Source organism: Pseudomonas kuykendallii, assembly GCF_900106975.1.
Taxonomy (GTDB): domain Bacteria; phylum Pseudomonadota; class Gammaproteobacteria; order Pseudomonadales; family Pseudomonadaceae; genus Pseudomonas_O; species Pseudomonas_O kuykendallii.
In genome coordinates this window covers 173,502-190,248 of sequence record NZ_FNNU01000005.1, presented here as the reverse complement: position 1 = coordinate 190,248, position 16,747 = coordinate 173,502, and the positions used below count along the sequence as shown (strand labels likewise).

Genomic DNA, 16,747 nt, shown 5'->3' with positions numbered 1-16,747 from the left:
GGGGTATTCCTTTGTGGAACGAACAGGCACAGCCGTTCCCCGGCCCCTCGGATCGAGAGAACGGGTGGAGGCATTCCAGGTGGTTATCGGACGGGCGACCCGTCCGGACCTCTCCGAAGAGAGGCAGAACGGCTTACTTCAGGCTGACCTTTAGCGCTTCCGGCTTGCCTGGCCGCTGGGCCAGGGCTTCGCGTTGCTCTTTCAGCGCGGAGAGCGTCTGCTCGCTGGCCATCGGCACGGTTTCCGGGTCCACCGGTGCACCGGGGAATGCCCGCTGCAGGCCGTTGACGACGATCCGCTCACCCTTTTCCAGACCCTTGCGGACGATCCGCAGACCTTCCAGCTTGGGGCCCAGCTCGACCGGCCGGTAGGCGACCTTGCTGTCGGCATCGAGCACCAGGACGAATTTCTTGCCGAGGTCGGTGCCCACGGCGACATCCTGGATCAGCATGGCGTCGTAGGTGTTGCTGCCGACCAGCTTGAGCCGTGCATAGAGCCCCGGGGTGAACTGGCCGTCCTTGTTGTCGAACACGGCGCGACCGCGGATGGTGCCGGTGCGCGGGTTGACCTGGTTGTCGAGGAAGTCCAGCTGGCCCAGATGCGGGGTGCCGTCTTCGCTGGTCAGGCCCAGGTAGACCGGGCTGGCATCGCGGGTATCGGCGCCGCGGCTGCGGGCGAGGGCGGAATACTTGAGGAAGGCGCGTTCGTCGGCGTCGAAATAGGCATACACCTTGTCGGTCGAGACCAGCGAGGTGAGCAGCGACTGACCGGCGTTGACCAGGTTGCCCGCGGTGATCTCGGCGCGGCCGACACGACCGTCGATGGGCGCGATTACACGGGTGAAACCGAGGTCAAGGCGGGCGTTATCCAGTTGCGCCTGGATGGCCGCGACCGCGGCCTTGGCTTCGGCAGCGGTGCTGGTGCGGGCGTCGGCGAGCTCGGCGGAAATCGCGTTGCTCTGACGCAGACGGTCGCCGCGACGGGCTTCGTTCTCGGCGCGGCTCAGCGCGGCGCGGGCTTGTTGCAGTTGCGCCTGCAGGCGTTCGACCTCGGCCTGGAAGGGGCGCGGATCGATCTGGAACAGCAGGTCGCCTTTCTTCACCAGCGAGCCTTCCTCGAAGGCCACCTTGTCGACGTAACCGGAAACGCGCGGACGGATTTCCACCGACTCGGGAGCCTCCAGGCGACCGGTGAATTCGTCCCACTCGTTGACCGGCTGTTCGATCACCTCGGCGACGCTGACTTTCGGCACCGGCATCTGCTGGGCGGTTTCCGTGTTCTTGCCACAGGCAGTCAATACCAGCAGAGCCGCGAGGCTTAGCGGCAGACGCCAGAGTGAATTGATTGACTGTTCCATAGGGTTGCTCCGCCAGACGATTGCTGAATGGAGCGGAGTCTGCTTCGGGGGCCACGGCTAGGCGAATCGAACGAGCCGAATGTGATTATCGATATGGCTGATGGATACATCTCGCGATATCGATAGTTCCGTCACAGGTGTTTCCGCGCGCGTCGAATCGTCCGCGGTTGCCAGTCAGAGGCTGTCCGGATCGCCGATGAACATCTGGATGCGCGAACGCAGCCAGCGTTCGGCCGGGTCGTTGTCCTGGGCGCCGCGCCAGGCCATCGACAGTTCAAAGGAGCGGGTGCTGTCGAACGGCAACGGCTCGACGCGCAGCCCGCCACCGGCGGCCATCACGTCGGCGGCGTAGTCCGGCACGGTGGCGATGATGTCGGTGCCGGCGATCAGCGTGCTCAGGCCGTTGAACTGAGGCACGGCGAGCACAACGCGGCGCTTGCAGTCGACCAGTTCGAGTTCCTCGTCGATGAAGCCGTTGAGGTCCCCGGCGAACGAGACCATCGCGTGCGGCCTCGAGCAGAAATCCTCCAGCGTCAACGGGCCGGGAATCGAGTCGGCGCGCAGCACCTTGGGTTTGCTGCGGCGCAGGACCTTGCGCTTGGCGTTGGCCGGCAGCTCGTCGGTGTAGCTGACGCCAACGGAAATCTCGCCCGAGGCCAGCAGGTTCGGCATCAGAAGGTAGTTGGCGCGACGCACCACCAGCACCACGCCGGGGGCCTCGGTTCGGATGCGGCGCAGCAGCGGCGGCAGCAGGGCGAACTCGACTTCATCGGAGAGGCCGATGCGGAACACCAGGTTGCTGGTGGACGGCTCGAACTCGCTGGCACGGCTGACCGCAGTGGAAATCGAATCCAGCGCCGGCGAGAGCAGGGCGAAGATTTCCTGCGCCCGCGCGGTCGGCTCCATGCTGCGTCCGGTGCGCACGAACAAGGCGTCGTCGAACAGGCTGCGCAGGCGGGAAAGCGCCGCGCTGATCGCCGGCTGACCGAGGAACAGCTTCTCCGCGGCGCGGGTCACACTGCGCTCGTGCATCAGCGTCTCGAAGACGATCAGCAGGTTGAGGTCGAGGCGACGCAAGTCGTTGCGGTTCATTCCCTTCACTCGCGGCACGGGGTCTAGGCGGGGCTCCCGGACGTACGCCGGGCGTTTTTTTCGTTTCGGCATCTTACTCAGCCGGGCCTGGATTTGAAGGCTTTTTTGCAGCCTGCCGGCACACCGAATCACTGCCAGGCATGACCACTATCGATGCCGACAGGTAGAGTTGCCTCCCTTCAACGGATAAAGTCCGTAGGCATTGAGAGTGAATTCGAGGTATGCGATGAACCGCGTGATCCGTTTCCACCAGTTCGGTCCGGCCGATGTGCTGAGGATCGAAGAACAGTCTGTTCGCCAGCCGAATGCCGGTGAAGTGCTGGTGCGTGTCGAGGCGATCGGCGTCAATTGGGGCGATGTGCTCTGGCGCCAGGACCTGGCACCGCAGCATGCGCAACTCCCCGCGGGGCTTGGCAGCGAGCTGGCCGGCGAGGTCATCGCGATCGGTAGCGAAGTCACTCGTTTCAAGGTCGGCGACCGTGTCGCGAGCTTCCTGGGCCACAGCGTCAACGAGTACCCGGCGTATGGCGAATGCATGCTGATGCCGAGCACCTCGCTGACTCGTTACCCGGACGTGCTCAGCGCCGAGCAGGCCGCGGTGCACTACATGCCGCTGCTGATCGCCTATCTGGGTTTCACCGAGCTGGCGCGAATGAAGGCCGGCCAGCGTGTACTGATCACCGACGCCAGCCACTGTTCGGGACCATCCTCGATCCAGATGGCCAAGGCGCTGGGCGCCCAGGTGTTCGCCACCAGCGACACCTCGGACGATCGCGATTACCTGATCGGCCTCGGCGCAGACAAGGTCATCGCCACCGAGGAAGAAGACCTGGTCGGACGCCTCAAGAAGCTCACCGACGGGCACGGCGTGGATGTGGTGCTGGATGCCTGCGGCGGCCCGCAGATGGGCCTGCTCGGCGACATCATGGCGCCGCGCGGTAAGCTGATTCTCTACGGACTGAACGGCGGCAACCAGACACCGTTTCCGGCCTGTGCGGCGTTCGAGAAGAACTTCAAGTTCTTCGTGCACTGCCTGGTGGATTTCACCGGCAGCCCGGAGCTGGGCATCCAGCCGGAGCACGAGGTGGTCGAGCGGGCGCTGGCGCAGATCAACCAGCTGACCCGCGACGGGCTGCTGCGGGCGAACATCGACAAGGTCTTCGCGTTCGAGGACGTGGTCGCGGCGCACCAGTATCTGGAAAGCGGCGACTGCCGTGGCCGGGTCGTACTGAAGGTCTGATGCGCGTTTCATGACACACAATGCCGCCCTCGGGCGGCATTTTTTTTGCGCGCCGAAAACCGCGGCGGCCCGCACGGCGGCGCTTGACGGCTGGTCGTCCGGGCGAAACTTTTTTTCGCCCGGCCCACTCCTCATAGGACGTGAGAAACGAGGAGAACGACATGCCGAGGGTAATCTGGAAGGGCGCGGTGAGTTTCGGCCTGGTGCACATTCCCGTGGCGCTGGTGCCGGCGACCACGCGCCAGGGCGTCGACTTCGACTGGCTGGACAAGCGCAGCATGGACCCGGTGGGCTACAAGCGGATCAACAAGGTCACCGGCAAGGACATCGAGAAGGAAAACATCGTCAAGGGCGTCGAACTGGAGAAGGGCAACTACGTGGTGATCAGCGAGGAGGAAATCCGCGCCGCGCACCCGAAAGTCACCCAGACCGTGGATATCGTCGCCTTCGTCGATGCCGAGAAAATCCCCTTCCTGTTCATCGATACGCCGTACTACCTGACACCCGACCGCCGCGGCGAGAAGGTCTACGCGCTGCTGCGCGAGGCACTGGTAGCCACCGGCAAGGTCGGGCTGGCGAATGTCGTGCTGCACACCAAACAGCACCTGGCGGTGGTCATGCCGCTGGGCGAGGCGCTGGTGCTCAACACCCTGCGCTGGGCTGACGAGGTCCGCGGGATCGAGGCACTCGAACTGAAGGACGAGGCGATCAAGCCCGACCTGGCCAAGCGTGAACTCGACATGGCGACCCGGCTCATCGAGGAAATGAGCGAAGACTGGCAGCCGGAACAGTACAAGGACACCTTCCAGGAACAGATCATGGCGCTGGTGGAGCAGAAGGCGAAGGAGGGCAAGGTGGAAGCCGTCAGCGAGCCCGACGACGACGGTGGCGAGCGTCGCAGCGCCGACGTGATCGACCTGACCGAACTGCTCAAGCGCAGCCTCGGCGCCAAGCCCGCCGCGAGCAAGCCGGCGGCGAAGGCGGCGCCAAAGAAAACCGAGAAGATCGAAAAAGCCGAAAAACCGGCGCGCAAACCGGCGGCCAAGACGGCGACGAAACCGGCCGCCGGCCGTACAACGAAGAAAAAGGCCAGTTGAGCAGGCGGCTGTCGGAGAATGGCCGAACGCCCGCGCCGCAGAGGCCTCACCGATCCATCGGTGGCGGCGACGGGCGTCTTGCGGGAGGAACTTTTGGGATGCCTCCCGTTCGGAATTAACAGGGTCGCAGCGCACCGCGGCCATCTCTTTTCAGCCTCTCCTACCGCCTTCAACGATCAGCTTCTTGCCAGGGCGGCAGGCGAAGCAGTTCACCCGATGCGCCATTCAGGAGTCGCTCGATGCCAGATGCTCCCATCCACGATCCACGCGAACAGGGCACGCTGCTGACGCTGGATCGCGCCCTGCAACTGCCACGAATCGCCATCGAAGCGTGTCAGCCCACGCTCGATGAGGGCCGTTTCGCCGCCAAGACCATCGCCGGGCAACCGGTGATCGTCGACGCGAAGATTTTCGCCGATGGCCACGACAAGCTCGGCGCCTGCATCGCCTGGCGCGCCGACGACGAAGCCGAGTGGCACCGGGTGCCGCTGGCCGAGCTGGGCAACGACGCCTGGCAAGGGCGTTTCACGCCGATCCGCGTCTGTCGCCACCATTTCGTCGTAGAGGCCTGGTGGGACCTGTTCGAGTCCTATCGCTACGAGTTGAGCAAGAAGCACGCGGCCGGCGTGTCCATCGATCTCGAAATCGAGGAAGGTCGCGCTCACCTGATGCGCGTGTTCGGCTTCGCCCAGGGCCAGGCCCGCGACGTGATCAGCGGGCTGCTGGACAAGTTCGGCACGGCGCCGGACCAGACCGCCAGGGTCGCCGTGCTGCTCTCCGACGAGGCGGCGCAGGCGATGGCCGAGGCGGACGAGAAGAAGCACCTGGTGCGCAGCAACGTGTTCCCGCTGGAGGTGGAGCGCACGCAAAGCCAGTTCGCCAGCTGGTACGAGCTCTTCCCGCGCTCGCAGACCGACGACCCGGCGCGTCACGGCACCTTCAACGATGTCATCGGCCAGTTGCCGCGCATCCGCGACATGGGCTTCGATGTCCTGTACTTCCCGCCGATCCATCCGATCGGCCGGGCGCATCGCAAGGGCCCGAACAACTCCCTGTTCGCCGGGCCGGACGATCCCGGCAGCCCGTATGCCATCGGTAGCGCCGAAGGCGGCCACGAGGCGATCCACCCGCAACTCGGCAGCCGCGAGGATTTCCGCGAGCTGGTGGCCGCGGCGGCCGAGCACGGGCTTGAGATCGCCCTGGATTTCGCCATCCAGTGTTCCCAGGACCATCCCTGGCTCAAGGAGCATCCGGGCTGGTTCGCCTGGCGTCCGGACGGGACCATCCGCTACGCGGAGAACCCGCCGAAGAAGTACCAGGACATCGTCAACGTCGACTTCTACGCCGAAGACGCCATGCCCGACCTGTGGATCGCCCTGCGCGACGTGGTGGCCGGCTGGGTGGAAGAGGGCGTCAAGATTTTCCGCGTCGACAACCCGCACACCAAGCCGCTGCCCTTCTGGGAGTGGCTGATCGCCGATATCCGCCACAAGCATCCCGAGGTGCTGTTCCTCGCCGAGGCCTTCACCAAGCCGGCGATGATGGCGCGCCTGGGCAAGGCCGGCTTCAACCAGAGCTACACCTACTTCACCTGGCGCACCACCAAGGACGAGCTGACTAGCTATTACACCGAGCTGAACCAGCCGCCGCTGCGCGACTGCTACCGACCGAATTTCTTCGTCAACACACCGGATATCAACCCGGTGTTCCTGCATGAAAGCGGGCGCGCCGGGTTTCTCATCCGCGCCGCCCTGGCGACCATGGGCTCCGGCCTGTGGGGCATGTATTCCGGCTTCGAGCTGTGCGAGTCCGCGCCGATACCGGGCAAGGAAGAGTACCTGGACTCCGAGAAGTACCAGCTGCGCCCGCGCGACTACACCGCGCCCGGCAACATCAGCGCCGAGATCGCCCAGCTCAACCGCATTCGCCGGCAGAACCCCGCGCTGCAGACGCACCTGGGCTTCCAGGCCTACACCGCCTGGAACGACAACATCTTCTACTTCGGCAAGCGCACGGCGGATCGCTCCAACTTCATCCTGGTCGCCGTCTGCCTCGATCCGTTCAACGCTCAGGAAGCGCACTTCGAGTTGCCGCTCTGGGAACTGGGCCTGCCCGACCATGCCGACACCCACGGTGAAGACCTGATGACCGGGCACCGCTGGACCTGGCACGGCAAGAACCAGTGGATGCGCATCGAGCCCTGGCATCAGCCGTTCGGAATCTGGCGCATCAGCGCGAACTGAACCCAACCGCCTCACAGCGACATTTCGGGCGCCGCGCGCCCGGCCAAGAAGGAAAGCCACGATGGCGAAGCCCAAGAAAAGCCCACGTTCCCGCAAGCCTGCCGCGTTCATCGACGATCCGCTCTGGTACAAGGACGCGGTCATCTACCAGGTCCATGTGAAATCCTTCTACGACTCCAACAACGACGGAATCGGCGACTTCCCCGGCCTGATCGAGAAGCTCGACTACATCGCCGAACTCGGCGTGAACACCATCTGGCTACTGCCGTTCTATCCCTCGCCGCGTCGCGACGATGGCTACGACATCGCCGAATACCGCGGCATCCATCCCGATTACGGGACCATGGCCGACGCCCGCCGCTTCATCGCCGAGGCGCATGCCCGCGGGCTGCGGGTGATCACCGAGCTGGTCATCAACCACACCTCGGACCAGCACCCGTGGTTCCAGCGCGCGCGCAAGGCGAAGAAAGGCTCCAAGGCCCGTGACTTCTACGTCTGGTCCGATAGCGACCAGAAATACGACGGCACGCGGATCATCTTCCTCGATACCGAAAAGTCCAATTGGACCTGGGACCCGGTCGCCCAGCAGTACTTCTGGCACCGTTTCTATTCGCACCAGCCGGATCTGAACTTCGACAACCCGCAGGTGATGAAAGCGGTGATCTCGATCATGCGCTACTGGCTGGACATGGGTATCGACGGCCTGCGCCTGGACGCGATTCCCTACCTGATCGAGCGCGACGGCACCAACAACGAGAACCTGCCGGAAACCCATGCGGTGCTCAAGCAGATCCGCGCCGAGATCGACGCCAACTACCCGGACCGGATGCTGCTGGCCGAGGCCAACCAGTGGCCGGAAGACACCCAGCTGTACTTCGGCGATGGCGACGAGTGCCACATGGCGTTCCACTTCCCGCTGATGCCGCGGATGTACATGGCAATCGCCCAGGAAGACCGCTTCCCGATCACCGACATCCTGCGCCAGACCCCTGAAATCCCGGCCAACTGCCAATGGTCGATCTTCCTGCGCAACCACGATGAGCTGACCCTGGAGATGGTCACCGACCGCGAGCGCGACTACCTCTGGAACTACTACGCCGCCGACCGCCGCGCGCGCATCAACCTCGGCATCCGTCGCCGCCTGGCGCCGCTGCTGGAGCGCGACCGCCGGCGCATCGAGCTGCTCAACAGCCTGCTGCTGTCGATGCCGGGCACGCCGACGCTGTATTACGGCGACGAGATCGGCATGGGCGACAACATCCACCTGGGCGACCGTGACGGCGTGCGCACGCCAATGCAGTGGTCGGTGGACCGCAACGGCGGCTTCTCGCGCGCCGATCCGGCCAGTCTGGTGCTGCCCTCGATCATGGATTCGCTGTACGGCTATCAGGCGATCAACGTCGAGGCACAGTCGCGCGATCCGCATTCGCTGCTCAACTGGACGCGGCGCATGCTCGCCGTGCGCAAGCAGCAGAAGGCCTTCGGCCGCGGCACGCTGAAGATGCTCGCACCGAGCAACCGGCGCATCCTCGCTTACCTGCGCGAGTTCGACGGCCCCAACGGCGAACACGAAACCATCCTCTGCGTGGCCAACGTGTCCCGCGCCGCCCAGGCCGTGGAGCTGGATCTTTCCGCGCTGGAAGGCCGGGTGCCGGTGGAAATGCTCGGTGGCAGTGCCTTCCCGCCCATCGGTCAACTGCCGTACCTGCTGACGCTGCCGCCCTATGGCTTCTACTGGTTCCTGCTGGCCTCCGAGGCGACCATGCCGAGCTGGCACCAGGTTCCGGTCGAAACCATGCCGGACTTCCCGACGCTGGTGCTCAAGCGCCGCGTCGAGGAACTCCTCGAGGAGCCGTCGCGCGGCGTGCTGGAAGGCACCTCGCTGCCGGCTTATCTGCCCAAGCGGCGCTGGTTCCCCGGCAAGGATTCGGTGATCAGGAACGTCAGGATCGCCTACGCGACGCGCCTGAACGACGGCCCGCGGCCGATGCTGCTCAGCGAGATCGAGGTGGAAACCGATACCGCCACCAGCCGCTTCCAGCTGCCGCTCGGCTTCCTGCCGGAAGAGGAATTCGGCGCCGCGCTGCCGCAACAACTCGCGCTGGCGCGGGTGCGCCGCGGGCGCCAGGTCGGCCTGCTGACCGACGCCTTTACCCTGGAGAGCTTCGTTCGTTCGGTGCTCCAGGCGTTGCGCAGCGAGCAGCAGGTGAGCAGCGAGGCTGGCGAAATCCGCTTCGTGCCTACGGCGCAGCTGGCGGCCATCGAGGAACCTGCCGACTCCAGCGTGCGCTACCTGTCCGCCGAGCAGTCCAACAGCTCGGTGGTGATCGGCGACTCGATGGTGCTCAAGCTGTTGCGCCGCGTGTCCGCCGGTGTGCATCCGGAACTGGAGATGGGCCTCTACCTCACCGCCGGGGAATTCCCCAACATCGCCGCCGTGCTGGGCGAAGTGCAGCGCATAGACGCCAACGGCGAAGGCCACGTGCTGATGATCCTGCAGCGCTACATGGCCAACCAGGGCGATGCCTGGGAGTGGACGCAGAACAGCCTGGAACGGGCGATCCGCGACGAGATCGCCGGCGGGCTCTCCGGCCACGAGAACCAGTACAGCACCCTCGCCGAGTTGCAGGACTTCTCGCGCCTGCTCGGGCAGCGCCTGGGTGAGATGCACACGGTGCTCGCCGCGCCGACCGACAATGCCGACTTCAAGGCGGAGGCGACCAGCAAGAAGGACGGCGCCGCCCTGGCGAAGAGCATTCGCCAGCAGCTCGAGCATGCGTTCTCCCTTCTCGAAGGCCGCAGCACTGTCGACGTGGAAACGGGAGAGGCCATCGCCGCGCTGCTCAAGCAGCGCAAACGCCTGCTCGGCGCCGTCGATACGCTGGCCAAGCGGGCGGTGGGTGGCCTGCGCATTCGTGTGCATGGCGACCTGCACCTCGGCCAGGTGCTGGTGGTGAAGGGCGATGCCTACTTCATCGACTTCGAGGGCGAGCCGGCCCGGTCGCTGGCGGAGCGGCGCGCCAAGCACAGCCCGTACAAGGACGTCAGCGGCATCCTGCGCTCGTTCGACTACGCCGCCGCGATGGCGATCAGGAGCACCCATACGGCGGACGTTTCCGCCGAGGCGGATGCCGCCCGACGCAAGATCGCCGAGACCTATCGGCAGACGGCTGGTCTGGTTTTCCTCGAAGCCTACCGGGCCGCTGCTGCCGATTTGCCGCACGCGTGGTCAGAGGAGGGTGGAGACGAGGCTGCGCTGGTATTGTTCAGCCTCGAGAAGGCCGCTTACGAAATTGCCTACGAAGCCGAGAACCGCCCGGCGTGGTTAAGCGTGCCGGTGCAGGGCCTGCTCGACCTGGCGCAACAGCTATCCGATGGAGACACCAACTCATGAGTGACCGCCCGGCCATTTCCCTCCCAGGGGTCGGCCTGCTGCCCGACGATTCCGCCGTGGAGGCGCTGATTCGCGCCGAGCATGGCGACCCGTTCTCGATTCTCGGTCCACACCCGGACCGCGACGGGCTGATCATCCGCGCCTACCTGCCCAACGCGCTGGGGGTGGATGTCCTCGAACGCGACACCGGCAACCGCATCTGCGCGATGGACCAGGCGCAGGCGCCCGGCCTGTATTTCTGCCGTCTCGACATCGCCCAGCCGTACCTGCTGCACATCCGCTGGGCGACCGGCGAGCAGATCACCGAAGACCCCTACAGCTATGGTGAGCTGCTGGGCGAAATGGACCTCTACCTGTTCGCCGAAGGCAATCACCGCGACCTGGGGCGCTGCCTCGGCGCGCAGGTGGTCACGCTGGGCGACGTCGAGGGCGTGCGCTTCGCCGTGTGGGCACCGAATGCCCGGCGCGTTTCGGTGGTCGGCGCCTTCAACGGCTGGGACGGTCGTCGCCACCCGATGCGCCTGCGCCATCCTAGCGGTGTGTGGGAGATCTTCATTCCGCGGCTGCAGCCCGGCGAACCCTACAAGTTCGAGCTGCTCGGCCAGGACGGTGTGCTGCCACTGAAGGCGGACCCGATGGCGCTGTCCACGGAGACGCCACCCAGCACCGCGTCCATCGTTGCGGCGCCGTTGCGCCACGACTGGCAGGACCGCGAGTGGATGGAGCAGCGCGGGCAGCGCCAGGCGGTGAGCGCGCCGTTGTCGATCTACGAGTTGCACGCCGCCTCCTGGCGCCGCGAGGGCGGTGACGAAGGGCGCCTCTACAACTGGCGGGAACTGGCCGAGCGACTGATTCCCTACGTCCAGGAAATGGGCTTCACCCACATCGAGCTGCTGCCGATCATGGAACACCCGTTCGGCGGTTCCTGGGGTTACCAGCCGCTGTCGCAGTTCGCCCCGAGCGGACGCTTCGGCACACCACAGGACTTCGCCGCCTTCGTCGACGCCTGCCACGGTGCCGGCATCGGTGTGATTCTCGACTGGGTGCCCGCGCATTTCCCCACCGACCCGCACGGCCTGGCGCGCTTCGACGGCACCGCGCTGTACGAGTACGAAAACCCGCTGGAAGGCTTCCACCAGGATTGGGAAACCTACATCTACAACCTCGGCCGCACCGAGGTGCACGGTTTCATGATCGCTTCGGCGCTGCACTGGCTGAAGGACTTCCACATCGACGCGCTGCGCGTGGATGCGGTGGCCTCGATGCTCTACCGCGACTATTCGCGCAAGCAGGGCGAATGGGTGCCGAACCGCTTCGGCGGGCGCGAGAACCTCGAAGCCATCGACTTCCTCCGCCACCTGAACGATGTGGTGAACGTCGAGGCGCCCGGCGCCCTGGTGATCGCCGAAGAATCCACCGCCTGGCCGGGCGTCAGCAAGCCGACCTCGGAAGGCGGGCTGGGCTTCGATTACAAATGGAACATGGGCTGGATGCACGACAGCCTCAAGTACATCGAAGAAGACTCGATCAACCGCCGCTATCACCACGACAAGCTGACGTTCGGCCTGCTGTACGCCTTCTCCGAACGCTTCGTGCTGCCGATCTCCCACGATGAAGTGGTGCACGGCAAACGTTCGCTGATCGACAAGATGCCCGGCGATCGCTGGCAGAAATTCGCCAACCTGCGCGCCTACCTGTCGTTCATGTGGACGCATCCGGGCAAGAAGCTGCTGTTCATGGGCTGCGAGTTCGGCCAGTGGCGCGAATGGAGCCACGACCGCGAACTGGACTGGTACCTGACGAAGTACGCCGATCACCAGGGCGTGCAGCGCCTGGTCAGCGACCTCAACCGGCTGTATCGCGAGCAGCCCGCGTTGCACGAGCGCGACTGCGATGCGGAAGGCTTCCAGTGGCTGATCGGGGACGACTCGGGGAATAGTGTCTACGCCTGGCTGCGCTGGAGCCTGGCGGGCGAGCCCTTGCTGGTGGTCGCCAACTTCACGCCGGTGCCACGTCACGGTTATCGCATCGGCGTGCCGCGTGGAGGCAACTGGCAGGAGCTGTTCAACAGTGACGCCGAATGCTACGCCGGCTCGAACCTGGGCAATTCAGGGACGATCCTCGCCGAGAGCATCGATAGCCACGGCGAGAAGCAGTCGCTGTCCCTCAACCTGCCACCGCTTGGCGTGCTGATCCTGCGCCCCGCCTGATCGGCTGCCTCGCGCGCCTTCCCTGAAAAGCAAACGCCGGACATGATCGTCCGGCGTTTTGCATTCAAGGATAGGTCGGGGCGGGAAGGGCGAAAGCCCGACCGTGAACACGGTCGGGCAGGGGCTTAGAGGCTGTAGCTCATCTGCTTGCGGAGTTTGGCAACGGACAGCTCCTGGCGAATCTCCAAGACCAGCTGGGAAATCGCACGGATGCTGGCATAGCGCTCGGGCGCGATGGCCGTGACCACCAGTTGCGGTTCGCCGCTCTGCGCGTGGAACAGACGGACAGTAATGCCCTGTTCCTCTTCCTTGCATTCGCAGGCAAGCGGTACGAAGGACAGCTCGATGATTTGCCGAGCCTCCTGAAAAGAGATCGTCATCATGTTGGCTCACCCACGTTCGTAGTGTCCAACAAGGCTAGCCGTATTTGGTGACATTTCAACGAAGCGAAGCGGCATTCCGCCCGGTGGCGCACGGGCCGGGCGGAGCGTGCCGGGCGAGGATCAGACGGCCTGTTTGTCGCTGTTCATGTTGCGCAGTTTTTTCGCCTGGGACTCCAGCAGGAGGTACACCAGCGAGGCGAGCAACAGCGGGATCAGGAAGTAGAGCACGCGATAGCCGATCAGCGCGGCGAGCATGCTGCCTTTGGAAACCTGCCCCTGCAGCAGGGTCACGAACACCGTCTCCAGCACCCCAAGCCCGGCCGGAATGTGGGTGACGACCCCGGCGATACTGCTGATCAGCAGGACGCCCAGCACGGTCGGATAATCGACCTTCTCCTGCAGCATGATGTACACCACCAGCGCCATCAGCCCCCAGTTGCAGCCGCCAAGCACCAGTTGGCTGGCGGCCATGCGCAGCGACGGCAAGCCGATCTCATGGCCACGGATGGTCCAGGCACGGCGTTTGGAGAAGGCGCAGAGGCCGAGGTAGATCAGCGTCACCGCGACCAGCAGCACGCCGATCAGACGTAAGGTGCCCGTGCCGATGGACCAGCTTTCCGGCATCTTCACCCAGCCCAGGGCGAATACCGTCCCGCCCAGCGCCATGTAGCCAAGCCAGTTGGTCATCAGGCTCAGGGTGAAGATCTGGGTGATCACCGAATTCTTCAGGCCGAGGCGCGAATACAGCCGGTAGCGGAAGGCGATACCGCCCACCCAGGCACTGAGGTTGAGGTTGAAGGCATAGCAGACGAAGGTCACCGGCAGGATTTGCGATGCCGGCAGGCTGTGCCGCGTGTAGCGCTTACCCAGCAGGTCGAAGCTGGTGTAGACGAGGTAGCTGCCCAGCGTCGCAAGGCCGGCCAGCAGGAGCGTCTTCATGCTGTACGCACGCAGGGTGGTCACCACTTCGTCCCAGTCCACCTTCTTCGCCAGGGCGACCAGCAGCACCACCACCATAATGAAGAACGCATAGGTCAGCAGTTTCTTCGCGACCGGCCACCATCGATGGCGTTCGGCGAACGAAGGCTGCCGGGTTCCGCTGGATGCGCTCATTGGCCGTCTCGCTGCAGATTGGCGACGGCGGGGGATTCCACCGTCGGAGGTTCGATGAGTGCGAGGCGCGGCGGGCTAGCCGGCAACTTGGCGATCATCGAGGGGAAATAGCGCAGGAAGTGGAAGATCAGGAACACCAGCGGCGCACGCCAGAAGTAGCCGCGCACCATGCGCTCCAGGGGAACCGTCTTGCAGTGGTCCTGGATCAGCAGGTCGAGGCGCTCGTGCAGGTGCCGGTTGAACACCGGGTCGCGGACGATCACGTTGGCTTCCAAGTTCAGCGACAGGCTCAGCGGGTCGAGGTTGCTGGAACCCACGGTGGACCAGTCGTGATCCGCCAACGCCACCTTGCCGTGCAGTGGGCGCCGGCAGTATTCGAAGATCTGCACACCGTCGCGCAGCAGGTAGTTGTAGAGCATCCGTGCGGCGAGCTTGGCGATCGGCATGTCCGGCTGGCCCTGCAGAATCAGGCGAACCCGCACGCCACGGCGGGCCGCATTGCGAATTTCCCGGAGCACACGATAACCGGGGAAGAAGTAGGCGTTGGCGATCAGCAGGTGGCTGCGCGCCGAACGGATCGCCTCGAGGTAGTGCTCCTCGATGTCATTGCGATGGTTCTCGTTGTCCCGAGTGACCAACAGCACCCGGGCGTTGCCCCGGCTGTGGTTGTAGGTTCGCCCGATGGACTCCTGTACGCGGCGCTGCCACCAGCGCTTCGGATGCTCGCGGGGGGCGATGGTCTTCAGCGCGAAGCGGTGGATGTCGTCGACGGCCGGGCCTTCGATCTCCACGGCATAGTCCTGCTTGGCCTCCGGGCCGAAATCGGCCAGGTGATCGGCGGAGTAGTTGATTCCGCCGATGAACGCGCGCTCACCGTCGATCACCACGATCTTGCGGTGCAGGCGGCGGAACAGGTTGGTGCGCATGCCTAGGAACTTGGGCTGCGGGTCGAACAGGTGCAGGCGCACGCCAGCGGAGGTCAGCCCGGAGATGTAGTCCGGGGTCAGGTCCGCGCAGCCATAGCCGTCCAGCGTGATGTCGACGCGCACACCGCGTTGGGCGGCCTCGATCAACACGTCGCGCAGCTCGTTGCCGACCTTGTCCTGATAGACGATGAAGGTCTCCAGCAGGACTTCCTTTTTCGCCTGACGAATCATCTCGAATACGCGTGGGAAGAACTCCTCACCGTTTTCCAGCAACTGCAGGCGGTTTCCATCACGCCAGCTGAATTTCATAGGTGGATCTCCACGGCCAGGGGTACATGGTCTGACAAGTGCGACCAGGGCCGGTTCGACAGAACCTGCGGGTTGCGCGTGGTGGCGTTGCGCACGTAGACGCGGTCCAGGCGCAGCAGTGGCCAGTGCGCCGGGAAGCTCCGGGCGACGATGCCGTGCTCCCGGGCGAAGGCCTCGTGCATGTTCGCGCCGCGCTCCAGCACCGGGCTGGCCTTGAGCCGCCAGTCGTTGAAGTCGCCGGCCACCACCACCGGCGCATCCGGTGGCAGGCTGGAGATCAGTTCGCAGAGCAGACCCAGCTGCTGCTGGCGGTGCGCCTCGCGCAGCCCGAGGTGAACGCAGATGGCGTGGAAGGCGTCATGACCGGGCACCTGCAACTCGCAGTGCAGCAGCCCGCGCCGCTCCGGACCGCTGATCGACACGTCGAGGTTCTGGTAGCGCAGGATCGGAAACTTGGAGAGCAGCGCGTTGCCGTGGTCGCCATCCTGGTAGACCGCGTTGCGGCCATAGGCGAAGTCGCTCCACATGCTGTCGGCGAGAAACTCGTACTGCGAGGTGGCCGGCCAGTCGGGAAACCGCAGCGCGTGCTTCTCATGGGTGCCGTGGACTTCCTGCAGGAACACGATGTCGGCGGAAATGCTGCGCACCGCATCGCGCAGCTCGGGCAGGATGAAGCGCCGGTTGAACAGCGTGAAACCCTTGTGCGTGTTCACCGTCAGCACCTTCAGCGAATGCACCGAACTTGCCAGGTGCGCATCCAGTTGAGAGCTTTGCAAATTCAAATCCGAACTCCTTGGCGTCTTTGCCGGTGCGGGGCGCTCAGTGGGCCTGGGCCACACCGAGCAGCACGGTGCTCTGGGCGCGATCACTGAACGTGCTGGCGATGTTGCCGAGCGACACCACGCCAACCAGGCGCTTCTCGCGATTGAGGACCGGCAGACGGCGCATCTGGTTGTGCGCCATGTTGCGGGCGACCTGCTGCACGTCCTCGTCATCGAAGCAGTAGCGCACCCCCGAGCTCATGATCCGGCGTACCGGCGTGTCAGCGTCGAGACCCTGGGCGACGGCGCGCAGGGTGATGTCGCGGTCGGTGACCATGCCCACCAGGCGGCCGTTCTCGTGAACCAGAAGGGCGCCGGTGTCGATCCTCGCCATCAGCGTCGCCGCATCGCGAATGCTCTGATCCGGACGCAGCGTCTGCACGTTGCGGGTCATGATCTGATTGATCTTCATGGGCTGGCTCCATTTGCGAAAAACCGGCGCTGCAGCCGCAAGGCCGCAGGCTGCGCCCGCAATGGGCGCCTAGTTATTCCGACTGATCAGGAGGAAGAGGGTTCCGGCACGAGACGTGCCAGAGGGCGATGACGGGGAGGAGCGGCGTTT

At 64.9% G+C, this 16,747-nt stretch carries 12 protein-coding genes; 5 read left to right on the top strand and 7 right to left on the bottom strand.

All coding sequences use genetic code 11. The features are described 5' to 3' along the window. Nucleotides 1-133: 133 nt before the first annotated feature. Together mexE and BLV15_RS16760 are read right to left on the bottom strand one after the other, a co-directional pair. Nucleotides 134-1,357: a multidrug efflux RND transporter periplasmic adaptor subunit MexE gene (gene mexE / locus BLV15_RS16765; protein WP_090230787.1), complete on the bottom strand. Its 1,224-nt coding sequence runs from the start codon at nt 1,355-1,357 to the stop codon at nt 134-136. A 174-nt stretch (nt 1,358-1,531) separates the two neighbouring features. Next, nucleotides 1,532-2,449 (bottom strand): LysR family transcriptional regulator, encoded by a 918-nt coding sequence (locus tag BLV15_RS16760; protein ID WP_090230784.1) that lies wholly within the window; start codon nt 2,447-2,449, stop codon nt 1,532-1,534. A gap of 226 nt (nt 2,450-2,675) precedes the next feature. Here BLV15_RS16760 and BLV15_RS16755 point away from each other — a divergent pair, with 226 nt between their 5' ends. The 5 genes from BLV15_RS16755 to glgB all read left to right on the top strand — a co-directional run bounded on the left by BLV15_RS16755 (nt 2,676) and on the right by glgB (nt 12,633). Then, on the top strand, nt 2,676-3,689 hold the full coding sequence (locus tag BLV15_RS16755) for a zinc-dependent alcohol dehydrogenase family protein (RefSeq protein WP_090230782.1): 1,014 nt from the start codon (nt 2,676-2,678) through the stop codon (nt 3,687-3,689). A gap of 161 nt (nt 3,690-3,850) precedes the next feature. Continuing rightward, complete coding sequence (gene ku, locus BLV15_RS16750; RefSeq protein ID WP_090230779.1) at nt 3,851-4,786, top strand: non-homologous end joining protein Ku; 936 nt, start codon at nt 3,851-3,853, stop codon at nt 4,784-4,786. A 239-nt stretch (nt 4,787-5,025) separates the two neighbouring features. Beyond that, nucleotides 5,026-7,029: an alpha-1,4-glucan--maltose-1-phosphate maltosyltransferase gene (locus BLV15_RS16745; protein ID WP_090230776.1), complete on the top strand. Its 2,004-nt coding sequence runs from the start codon at nt 5,026-5,028 to the stop codon at nt 7,027-7,029. Between the two features lie 61 nt (nt 7,030-7,090). Then, on the top strand, nt 7,091-10,423 hold the full coding sequence (gene treS / locus BLV15_RS16740) for a maltose alpha-D-glucosyltransferase (protein ID WP_090230774.1): 3,333 nt from the start codon (nt 7,091-7,093) through the stop codon (nt 10,421-10,423). Then, nucleotides 10,420-12,633, top strand: coding sequence for a 1,4-alpha-glucan branching protein GlgB (gene glgB, locus BLV15_RS16735; RefSeq protein WP_090230771.1), 2,214 nt, complete (start codon nt 10,420-10,422; stop codon nt 12,631-12,633). Before treS ends, glgB begins: the two co-directional genes overlap by 4 nt. A 125-nt stretch (nt 12,634-12,758) precedes the next feature. On the opposite strand, the gene BLV15_RS16730 is transcribed toward glgB, so the two are convergent. From BLV15_RS16730 to BLV15_RS16710, 5 genes are all read right to left on the bottom strand, one after another. After that, entirely contained in the window at nt 12,759-13,016 is a 258-nt protein-coding gene (locus tag BLV15_RS16730; RefSeq protein ID WP_090230768.1) for a DUF1652 domain-containing protein, read from the bottom strand. Between the two features lie 120 nt (nt 13,017-13,136). Then, a complete protein-coding gene (locus tag BLV15_RS16725) occupies nt 13,137-14,129 on the bottom strand; it encodes a lysylphosphatidylglycerol synthase domain-containing protein (protein WP_090230767.1) in 993 nt (330 codons plus the stop codon). Then, on the bottom strand, nt 14,126-15,364 hold the full coding sequence (clsB, locus tag BLV15_RS16720; RefSeq protein WP_090230764.1) for a cardiolipin synthase ClsB: 1,239 nt from the start codon (nt 15,362-15,364) through the stop codon (nt 14,126-14,128). Before clsB ends, BLV15_RS16725 begins: the two co-directional genes overlap by 4 nt. Further along, nucleotides 15,361-16,146: an endonuclease/exonuclease/phosphatase family protein gene (locus BLV15_RS16715; RefSeq protein WP_245728214.1), complete on the bottom strand. Its 786-nt coding sequence runs from the start codon at nt 16,144-16,146 to the stop codon at nt 15,361-15,363. The genes clsB and BLV15_RS16715 overlap by 4 nt, the downstream gene beginning before the upstream one ends. 37 nt (nt 16,147-16,183) lie before the next feature. Then, nucleotides 16,184-16,597, bottom strand: coding sequence for a CBS domain-containing protein (locus tag BLV15_RS16710; protein WP_090230762.1), 414 nt, complete (start codon nt 16,595-16,597; stop codon nt 16,184-16,186). Nucleotides 16,598-16,747: the final 150 nt, after the last annotated feature.